At 44.6% G+C, this 8,831-nt stretch carries 13 protein-coding genes; 9 read left to right on the plus strand and 4 right to left on the minus strand.

Annotation, left to right across the window (positions count from 1 at the left end; genetic code table 11):
* Positions 1-60: 60 nt before the first annotated feature.
* The 4 genes from H6G83_RS34075 to H6G83_RS34090 all read right to left on the minus strand — a co-directional run bounded on the left by H6G83_RS34075 (position 61) and on the right by H6G83_RS34090 (position 2,409).
* On the minus strand, positions 61-228 hold the full coding sequence (locus H6G83_RS34075) for a hypothetical protein (RefSeq protein WP_190480493.1): 168 nt from the start codon (positions 226-228) through the stop codon (positions 61-63).
* A gap of 95 nt (positions 229-323) precedes the next feature.
* Positions 324-1,898 carry a hypothetical protein gene (locus H6G83_RS34080; RefSeq protein ID WP_190480495.1) on the minus strand — a complete coding sequence of 525 codons (1,575 nt, stop codon included), beginning with the start codon at positions 1,896-1,898 and terminating at the stop codon, positions 324-326.
* Positions 1,861-2,079, minus strand: coding sequence for a hypothetical protein (locus H6G83_RS34085; protein ID WP_190480497.1), 219 nt, complete (start codon positions 2,077-2,079; stop codon positions 1,861-1,863). Before H6G83_RS34085 ends, H6G83_RS34080 begins: the two co-directional genes overlap by 38 nt.
* Positions 2,080-2,082: 3 nt before the next feature.
* On the minus strand, positions 2,083-2,409 hold the full coding sequence (locus tag H6G83_RS34090; RefSeq protein ID WP_190480514.1) for a helix-turn-helix domain-containing protein: 327 nt from the start codon (positions 2,407-2,409) through the stop codon (positions 2,083-2,085).
* 482 nt (positions 2,410-2,891) lie between these two features.
* Here H6G83_RS34090 and H6G83_RS34095 point away from each other — a divergent pair, with 482 nt between their 5' ends.
* The 9 genes from H6G83_RS34095 to H6G83_RS34135 form a co-directional block, all read left to right on the plus strand.
* A complete protein-coding gene (locus H6G83_RS34095) occupies positions 2,892-3,557 on the plus strand; it encodes a hypothetical protein (protein WP_190480499.1) in 666 nt (221 codons plus the stop codon).
* A 107-nt stretch (positions 3,558-3,664) separates the two neighbouring features.
* The gene (locus tag H6G83_RS34100) at positions 3,665-4,246 is read left to right on the plus strand and encodes a hypothetical protein (RefSeq protein ID WP_190480501.1); all 582 of its coding nucleotides are present in this window, start codon (positions 3,665-3,667) and stop codon (positions 4,244-4,246) included.
* Between the two features lie 62 nt (positions 4,247-4,308).
* Complete coding sequence (locus H6G83_RS34105) at positions 4,309-5,064, plus strand: hypothetical protein (protein ID WP_190480503.1); 756 nt, start codon at positions 4,309-4,311, stop codon at positions 5,062-5,064.
* Between the two features lie 92 nt (positions 5,065-5,156).
* Complete coding sequence (locus H6G83_RS34110; protein WP_190480504.1) at positions 5,157-5,318, plus strand: hypothetical protein; 162 nt, start codon at positions 5,157-5,159, stop codon at positions 5,316-5,318.
* Between the two features lie 130 nt (positions 5,319-5,448).
* On the plus strand, positions 5,449-5,838 hold the full coding sequence (locus H6G83_RS34115; RefSeq protein WP_199328685.1) for a hypothetical protein: 390 nt from the start codon (positions 5,449-5,451) through the stop codon (positions 5,836-5,838).
* Between the two features lie 34 nt (positions 5,839-5,872).
* Entirely contained in the window at positions 5,873-7,099 is a 1,227-nt protein-coding gene (locus H6G83_RS34120) for an RNA-guided endonuclease InsQ/TnpB family protein (RefSeq protein WP_190480506.1), read from the plus strand.
* 184 nt (positions 7,100-7,283) lie between these two features.
* Positions 7,284-7,688 (plus strand): MerR family transcriptional regulator, encoded by a 405-nt coding sequence (locus tag H6G83_RS34125; RefSeq protein WP_190480508.1) that lies wholly within the window; start codon positions 7,284-7,286, stop codon positions 7,686-7,688.
* A gap of 5 nt (positions 7,689-7,693) precedes the next feature.
* Positions 7,694-8,152: a DUF1392 family protein gene (locus tag H6G83_RS34130; RefSeq protein WP_190480510.1), complete on the plus strand. Its 459-nt coding sequence runs from the start codon at positions 7,694-7,696 to the stop codon at positions 8,150-8,152.
* Between the two features lie 29 nt (positions 8,153-8,181).
* A partial coding sequence (locus H6G83_RS34135) for a KilA-N domain-containing protein (RefSeq protein ID WP_190480512.1) occupies positions 8,182-8,831 on the plus strand: 650 nt, incomplete at its 3' end.

The raw sequence follows: 8,831 nt of genomic DNA on the forward strand, positions 1-8,831 counted from the left end.
ACTTTAGTATGTTTTATTACTTCGCTCTTTCCATCTTTACGGTCAAGTTTTATCTCATTTTTAAACTAAACTGTTTAGTTTGCCCCTGGTGACAGCTTCGCCAGCTCTCCCCCAACCTAGCAAGGCTAACAATTCGGTTGCTAACCAATACTCATTACCCTGTTCATCAATTTTTTTGATTTGGTCAAATGGGCTATCTGTAGATGGGGCTGATGAAATTAGTTCCATAATTGATTCCTTCAAATTTTGACGCATGAAAATATCAGCAGCAGTTGAGCTATGCCGCATTGAGTTGATTTTTTGTGATGTTTAAAAGTTGTTAGCTATAACAGGCGCAACTCATCTTTGAAATATCGGTCAGTCTTTTTCGGGCGGTCTTTCCAGTGATCCCAAGCCACCCACACCTCATCCCCCAGGTCTTCTATAACCTCTCCTATTGCTACATATAAAGCGCAATACTGATCAGCATGGGCAACGATAGAACCCACTTCTATAGTTTTGGGTCGTGTAGACTTCTCCAATGCAGTGATTAACTCGATTTCTTTGGGTGTTAGCTCTGGCCAGTAGTCTTGTTTGATAACCTCATACTCTTGCGCCACACTCAAATAATCAATCCATGTACACCCAGGCTTAGAAAGCACAGCCCGAATATCACTCACCGCTTGGGGTATGAGTTGTAGTTGCTCTGCCCTCCATGCGATCGCGCTTGGTGTGGGTTCACTCCCCAAAAGCAAAGCCGCAGCTTGCAAAGCTTGGGTGTTGTTCATAGCACTGGCCAGATTGCCCAGCGCAATACCCATTAGGCGTAAGCACTCGGTGGCATTTTCCTTGGGCGGTTCAATAGCCAGCGATCGCAGATCAATAGTATTCTCCAGCGATCGCAATACTTCCTTATTCAGTGCTTTCGCCGCCTGCTTAGTCAAAGTATTACCCCACTGCTGGGAAGGTCTTTCTTGTACCGCGTTTTCTAGCTCCTGAATACGCTGTTTAAGTTGCTGGTTCTCGTATTGAAACTGCCTGAGCGCTTCCATCTCATCTAAACGTTGCTGTATCTGTATGTTCTGCTCTTTCTGCTGCTGGTATAGTTGTTGCCACGACGTTAGTTGTTCTTGTACTTGTTGTTCAGCCTGGGCTTTAGCTTCGGACAGCAAGCCGATTCTCAACTCCTGTTCTAGCCGTTCTATTTTCTGCTGGTACTGCTGTTCGATTGCGGCGATCGCTTGGGCGTACCCTGGGGGATATTTGCGCTCGGTAGTAAATGACTCAATTTCGTCATTACTCAAATGGGTCAAATCAGTATTGTTGATCAGCAATTTCTCGCCATCGGCAAACGTGACTATCTGCTGGGTTGGGTTCGGTGCATCCGCCTCAATGGTTCCCTCATCTCCATAACGGGGGTGCGGTGCTGAGGTAACTTTAACAAGGTTAGATTTGGGAACCAATGGTTCCTGAGATTGGGGTTTTATCCGTGGTTTGCGAGGAACCACTTTTTGGGCAGCAGCTGCAAAATCCGATGCGCTCGGTGAGGGGTTCTCTTGTACTGCGATCGCCACAACTTCCCGGAGCTTGTCTGGTTCTTTTACCAACCGGAGTAGGGGACGGGCTTGACGCTCATTCTTGATGTGTGAGCCTAGTTCGCCCACCGTGTCAATAACTTTCTTTGCTCCCAGTAGTTGGGTGATTCTTCGATATCCACCCCAGGCAGATAACTCACGGTGGCAGTATTCTTGAAAACTGGCGTACCCGGCCTCAAGGTAAAGTGAGTGATCACGCATTTGGAGGAGTTCACCAACAGCCTGCCACTCGAAACGGTCAAGAGAGGTGAAGGTTTCTTGAATGCTGCTGTTGAGGAGGTTGTAGTCAGGGGTTAATGTTTCGGCTTGGTCTAGTGTCAGCATGATGATTGCCCACTACTGGTAAATGCTGAGAAGAGTTAGGGACGCAATTTAACCAAAGTGAACATTGATGCTGATCTGGTGGGTTACACCCTAAATGTGTCAGCATGATAATTAGCTCACTTTGTCGTGAACAGATTGAGCAGGCGATCGCATTTGCTTGGACGGCGGCGATCGCTTTCAAGTTTTAGGCTGCTTTTAGTAGATCAACCTCTGAGGTTTCGTCAGAATTTCTCTTTTTACTTCGGGAGCTTTCTTTGGCTGAGTGAGGATTTAAAGCTACTCCTTTGTCAATTGTTAATTTCTTTGGTGGCTCACCCTCCTCAAGTAAGTCTCCTGGTTTGCAATCAAGAGCTTCACAAAATCTTGCTGCTGCTTCTAAGGTGAGAGACTTAACCTTATTTTGTTCAATTTTTTGGATGAACTGAGGACTGTAGCCAGTTTTCCTGGCTAGGTCGTTTTGAGAAAGGCCAGCAGCCTCTCGCAACTTTTTTAATGCAATAAACACGATCATCCTCTCCAAATAATGCTCCTATTATAAGGGGTACTACCAATGGTTGTAAACACATAGGGCTTACATCTATTGTTATTACTAAGACTTATGTACAACCAGTAGTAGTATTACAAATCTCTATCAGAAAGCAACTACTACCCTATTGACTACTACCAATAGGGGTACTAATATTGAGGGTATAGAGAAGCCAACTAACCCATAACTAAACAGTCTACAAGTTAGCAACCATAGCTCATCTGAACTTTGAAACCGAAATCCCATCAAGATACTAGAACAACCACAAGCAATTTATCGTTAACTTCTTAAAGTCTTTTTGTTTTGATAACGCTTAAATGCCACTGGTGTTTACTTTCTTTTTTGATGGCTGTGCCAAATTTCAATGAGTGCGTTGTGGCTTCTCCACAACGTTCCAAAAATCAAAGGCGACCGCCGCGTCTGGAAAACTAGCGATCGCCTTCTACCTTTAAATAAGGATCTTCATTATGACTGATATCGCAAATAGACAGCAACCCGTCAGCGAACAAACCCTAGCCCAAGCTGAACTACAGCAGTACATCACAGAGCAAGCCCAAGCTGTAGCACCTGAAGAATACACCAGCGTTGAAATCAATTTCTACTACCATGAAATCTATATCGGTGGTCAGCTAATAGCTCAAATAGCCTACGATCACAACGAATTTGTCACGCAAAGGTGGCTTGTATTGGTGAACGACAAGGAAGAGTTTCGAGCTAACACCTGGGCTAAGTGCTACCGCTACATCTGCATACATCACAAAGACGGCTCATTACCTGTACAAGAAAAAGAAACCCCAGCCCCTACAACAGGCAATGAAATCATGGTACAGATTTTCGATGCTTGTGAGCAACACGGACTGGAATTGCTAGAGGATGGGATTTACCGAGGCGACGAGAAACTAGGCGAGGCTGGTTGCACTAACGGTAATTGGTGGTTTACCCGCACAGATGATGTTACCCAACAGCAAATCTTTTGTAACTCAGCCTCAGATGCCGTGTGGTTGGTTTCAAGAGCAGAGTTACCGGAGAGTGCAGACTTTCTCAATGAATACTTGCAATACCACCCACTTGAGCAGATGCCACCCGTGGAGTTGAAGCATTTGCTTGATAGCGCAGAACTATTGACAGCTTAACCCAGAACTCAGGAACCAGAAGTCAGAAATCAGAATAATTCTGGCTTCTGAATCCTGACTTCTGACTCCTATTAATCCAAACATCTCTTCATTCATCAATTAAAACAATGGAAGCAACAATATCAATTCCCCAACACTGGAAACATCCCCTTTATACCTTTGGTCAACGCACCGAATACGGGGTAGTCATCGGCATGAAATACTACGCTCCAGATACTTATCTTGGCAGTGAGTACGGAGCAGGCTGGCGTTATGTCATGCTCCCAGACAAGAATCAGGAAGACGAAGAACACCGAGTAGAGAACGAGATCAGACTACTCACCTCAGAGGAATTAAAAGCACAACTTCTTTCAGAGATTGACTACTACTCACGCCAACTTGAACATTTGAACTCTGAACTGGGCGCAATCCCTGTAACTGTTATTGTAACGGCTCAACAAGGGGAACAGGCGGAAATGCCCACCCAACCACAAAAGAAATCTTGGGATTCTCCACCCACTTTACAGTCATTTATTGACGCTGCACAGTTAATCCTCAGAGAAATTGCTAAACACCCTGATTATCAAGCACTTGACTATCAGCCTGATTTAACTTTAGGTGATGCTCAAACTGCACTGTCCTATCTGCAATCAGGGTTAGAAGATAGCCAAAAGTTTGATATTACCTCAAACATCTTTCCTGAAGAATAAAGACCCCAATCACGCTAATTCACAACTATACAACCACTTCACTTAACCAGTAATTCACAGTCATGGAAACCATCAAAATCAACAACAGCGTTTTCTTAATCCCTCCCAGCCAACCGAAGTTACAAGCGAACTGCGCCAAGGAGTACGGGCAATTTCTCTTAGATTGTCCCCCAAAACTGACAATTCTGGAAGCACAGCAGGGTGGTTATCTTAAAGGTAACAAGGCTGATTTTGCGATCGCTATCTCCCGCCCAGACCGCCTACTCACAATCAACGAAAACTTCACCAACGAGCCATTCACGGAACTGTGGGTGATTCCGGTAGCGGGTGAGTTAAAAAACCAGTTTAAAGGGCCAGCGTCCATGCTGCTTTCTTTCCTGATGCACCGCCGTAGTAAAGACAGTTTCGCCGGACTATACAACCACTTCGCCCACAGAGCTTTTCAGCAGTGGTGTGAAGACGGGATGCCCGGAGATCCGAAAGAGTTTTGCTATAACGCGATCGCTAGTGTACTCAAAAACTACATTTTCTGCGCCGAGTTCCAAAAAGTAGACGGTGCGCTCGGAACGTACTGGTTCATTCAGTGGTCATACCGTAACCCACAGTCTGATTTTGAGAAGGACGCATTGGAAGCAGCAGATATGATTCGTAGCGGTGCGGAATCTGGGGCGACGCTTCACTGGGTGACAAATGAAACTTACGAGCGCTGGGCGTTGAATGCAGAAGTTCGACCCGCCCTAACGGGAGTATCCGAGGCAGAGGCACGGGCATCACTGCAACCGCAGAATCAGCCAGTTGTGCCAAGTAGGAGACGGTAATTAGGAACCCTTGGCGGCGACTCATTTTTGGGTCGCCGCAATAATTGACTCTCAAACTCAGACAAATGTTTTGTTTACAGGAGCGTTAAATTATGAAACCAAAGAAGAAGAAAAGCCAAGAAAAACCACAGCACAAATGTTCATCTTGTGGGCAGGAATTAACCCTGCCTAGAGGTTATGAGGACACGGGTTTATGCGGTGTATGCGCTACTGGGTCTAGTTCAATGCTTGATGAGTTCGGTGAGTCTTGGTAAGACTATAACCCAAAGTTTTCAAAAGCTAGAAGTCAGAATTAATCAGCTTAGTAGTTAGAAATTCTGACTTCTGGGTTCTTCAAAAAGACAGATCAATTTCATGTTTACCTGAGATTTTGGAGAATGAATCATGAGGATTAAGTGGAGTGAAGAAGAATTAACTACCCTTGAAGAGATGGCAGAAATATACACAGTTCAACAAATCGCTTTCCGCCTCAAAAGACGAGGGTATACACGCTCACTTGAAGGTATTAGAAAGAAACTCCGTTCTTTAGGGTACTCAGTGCGGCCTACACTGGATAACTATAGCTGCAAATATATTGCTGAAGTCTTGCAATTTGATTCTGGTACAGTTGCAGACTGGGTTAAAAAGGGTTGGCTCAAGGGGACGAAACCTAGCACTCATCATTACCAAATCAAAAGTCAGGATTTAAAACAATTCCTCAACAATCCTCCGCGCAGAATTAGGAATCGGATTGCCTCTTTGGATCAAATGGCAATTAGTTATTTAGTGGGTTAGCTAATCTTTTCAACCGCAGCAGAGGATTGTCAATATGCGATTAACCTATCAGTACCGTTTACGTCTGACCAAAAAACAAGTAGATACATTTGAAAACTGGATTGAATTATGCCGTCGCCAGTATAATTACAGGTTAGCAGAACGGTTTAACTGGTACAAGGAAAATCGTTGTGATGTTGACCGATGCTCTATAGTTTATTGCAGTATTGCACCCTTAAAAGATAAACCTAACAGGTGGTCACAACAAAAAGATTTAGCAAACACTAAAGCGCTATTTCCTGAATACAAAGAATTGCCTTCTCATACATTACAAGACGTAATTGCTAGGGTAGATAAGACATTTGACCGTTGGCTTAAGGGTGATAGTAATGGAAAACGCTCTGGCCGTCCAAGATTCAAAGGTAAAGGGCGTTATCGCTCTCTTACTTTCCCAGATCCCATTAAGCCAGAACACATCGAAGGTAAATTTATTCAACTAGCTAAAATTGGAAAAATAAAAGTAATTTTACATCGTCCCATACCTGACGGCTTTAAAATCAAAACGGCCACTATCACTCGTAAAGCTGATGGTTGGTACATTGGGCTTAGTTTAGAAGATATGACTGTGCCTAGCTTTACAACTGATGCTATACCTACACCAGATAACACAGTAGGTATTGATATGGGCTTGAAATCGTTTTTAGTTACAAGTGACAATCAAAAAGTACAGATTCCTCATTATTATCGCAAAGCTGAGAAAAAACTTAAGCGGCTACAGCGTCAATTGTCACGTAAAAAGAAGGGGTCAAATCGTCGCAAAAAATCTATTAAACGTGTTGCTAAAACTCATTTAAAAGTTGTTAATCAGCGTAAAGATTTTCACTATAAAATTGCAATATGGTTACTCAATCAATCTCAAGTTATCGCGCATGAAGACCTGAATATCAAAGCCCTAACTAGGTCAAAACTCGCCAAGTCCGTAACCGATGCTGGATGGGGGCAATTCCTACAAATACTAAATACCAAGGCTGCAAGCGCTGGGTGTTTGGTCGTGGCGGTTAATCCTAACGGTACTTCTCAAGAATGTTCTGATTGTGGCGCGACAGTTTCAAAAACATTATCCGATAGATGGCACAATTGCCAGTGTAAAGCTAGTTACTGTCGTGACCACAACGCCGCGCGAAATATAAAACACAGAGCCGTGGGGCATCCGGTTCTTAAAGCTCGTGGAGTCCTAACCGATGGGTGGACAGTAAAGCGAGAAGCCTGCGCTGTCCCGTAAGGGCAGCGTCGGGAGTATGTCACGAATACTTGCAGTATCACCCACTTGAACAATTGAAGCCTTACCAGTGGGGACAGTTGTTTGTCACGCAAGATTTAGTTGCAGCGTAATAAATAAGCCGGGAGGGAGTAGAGACAGGCTCTACTTCCGCTCTTTCTCATGGATGAAATATTGGAGTTATAACATGACTCGCAAGTGCAAGTATGTTTTGTGGAGTCCCGAAGAAGTAGAGATTCTTCACGAAATGGCAGAATCTCACACACCCGAACAGATAGCGCGTAGGCTCACCAGAAATGGATACAAACGCAGCAGGGAAGGCATTTGCAAAAAACTTTACTCATTAGGCTACTCTGTGCGGACTACCCTGGATAACTATAGCTGCAAGTATATTGCTGAAGTTTTGCAAGTAGATTATACAACCGTGACTGCTTGGGTCAAGAAGGGTTGGCTTAAGGGGACAAAACCTAGCACTCACCACTATCAGATTAAGAGCCGGGATTTGAAGCGATTCCTCAACAACCCGCCGCGCAGAATCAGAAATCACATTGCTTCGTTGGATCAATTAGCAGTTAAGTCTTTGGTGGGGTGAAAGGTATGTCCTGTATAATCTCTGAACTCGAAAGATGCTGGTATTTGTCCCCTCCTTGGGGTAAACAATTGCCAAACGTTAAAGTTCAACTATGGGAACGAGTGTACATCACCGCTACTGGAACTTTTGGCTACTGCTGTGGCGTGGTTTGGCAGGATGACCAGTTGCTTTATGCAGTATACAGCGAGCGCACTATTGCCCATCTCTCCAAAGACGAGATTCTTGGTACTGGACGGGTACAGGCTGTCAGCTTGAACAAACCAGCGTTTGCTATCGGCGATCGCGTTTTACTCCGTTTCAGCAGTCACGCGACAAAACAGCGCTTGGTGTTGGGTGTTGTCCTGGTGAATGATGCTTGGTTTTACGTGATTGAAGTTAAATCCCCTGATTTATCCCCAGTGCTGGGTTCACCAATCCGTTTCCCATTGGTGAGCGAAACAGATTTAGTCCGAGTTAATACCTGAACAATTAATCTACCCAAGAGAATCTAATTATGTTGACACACGAGTGGCGAGACTCAGAAATTAATCAGATGGCCCTTGATGAACAGATTGGAAAACACAGCATTCCCAAGGGTTATGTTAATGCTACTCAGATGGCTAAGGCTAATCAGAAATTATTAGCTGATTACATGAGGCTGAAGTCTACAACTGAGTATTTGCAAGCTCTTTCTCAAGATATGGGAATCCCCATATCTTCATTAATTATCGAAATATCGGGACGCACTTACTCTCAAGGGACTTGGGTTTATCCTGAAATCGCCATTGATATAGCACGGTGGGTTTCGGTTGAATTTCGCATCTGGGCTAACCGTACTCTCATGAAAGTCATGCTTTCAACCCAAGTAGAGCAACAACCTGTACAACCTTCACCACCCAAAACCGTAGCACCATCCCAAGAAGCTGCACAGTTAGCCTTGTTGCTCGGTGAGTTCGCCGGCTTGGACAAATCCCTCACCGCCCAACTAGCCGTGAACGCCGCTACTGCTGTCAACCCCGCACTCAAGCCCGCCGCCGATGAACTCAAGACTGCGATCGCTCAAACCAACCCATCAGAAGACGCATATCTCAGGGCTACGGATATTGGTGAATTAGTGGGCATGAGTGCTAGGGCCGTTAACAAATGGCTACTCAACGCTGGACT

The organism is Anabaena azotica FACHB-119 (assembly GCF_014697625.1).
Lineage (GTDB): Bacteria > Cyanobacteriota > Cyanobacteriia > Cyanobacteriales > Nostocaceae > Trichormus > Trichormus azoticus_A.

What these genes read in the sequence shown, in the direction of transcription:
- H6G83_RS34095 (WP_190480499.1), top strand. Translation starts at nt 2,892, where the DNA reads ATGACTGATATCGCAAATAGACAGCAACCCGTCAGCGAACAAACCCTA.
- H6G83_RS34130 (WP_190480510.1), top strand. Translation starts at nt 7,694, where the DNA reads ATGTCCTGTATAATCTCTGAACTCGAAAGATGCTGGTATTTGTCCCCT.
- H6G83_RS34110 (WP_190480504.1), top strand. Translation starts at nt 5,157, where the DNA reads ATGAAACCAAAGAAGAAGAAAAGCCAAGAAAAACCACAGCACAAATGT.
- H6G83_RS34100 (WP_190480501.1), top strand. Translation starts at nt 3,665, where the DNA reads ATGGAAGCAACAATATCAATTCCCCAACACTGGAAACATCCCCTTTAT.
- H6G83_RS34090 (WP_190480514.1), bottom strand. Translation starts at nt 2,409, where the DNA reads ATGATCGTGTTTATTGCATTAAAAAAGTTGCGAGAGGCTGCTGGCCTT.
- H6G83_RS34115 (WP_199328685.1), top strand. Translation starts at nt 5,449, where the DNA reads ATGAGGATTAAGTGGAGTGAAGAAGAATTAACTACCCTTGAAGAGATG.
- H6G83_RS34105 (WP_190480503.1), top strand. Translation starts at nt 4,309, where the DNA reads ATGGAAACCATCAAAATCAACAACAGCGTTTTCTTAATCCCTCCCAGC.
- H6G83_RS34075 (WP_190480493.1), bottom strand. Translation starts at nt 228, where the DNA reads ATGGAACTAATTTCATCAGCCCCATCTACAGATAGCCCATTTGACCAA.
- H6G83_RS34080 (WP_190480495.1), bottom strand. Translation starts at nt 1,898, where the DNA reads ATGCTGACACTAGACCAAGCCGAAACATTAACCCCTGACTACAACCTC.
- H6G83_RS34120 (WP_190480506.1), top strand. Translation starts at nt 5,873, where the DNA reads ATGCGATTAACCTATCAGTACCGTTTACGTCTGACCAAAAAACAAGTA.
- H6G83_RS34125 (WP_190480508.1), top strand. Translation starts at nt 7,284, where the DNA reads ATGACTCGCAAGTGCAAGTATGTTTTGTGGAGTCCCGAAGAAGTAGAG.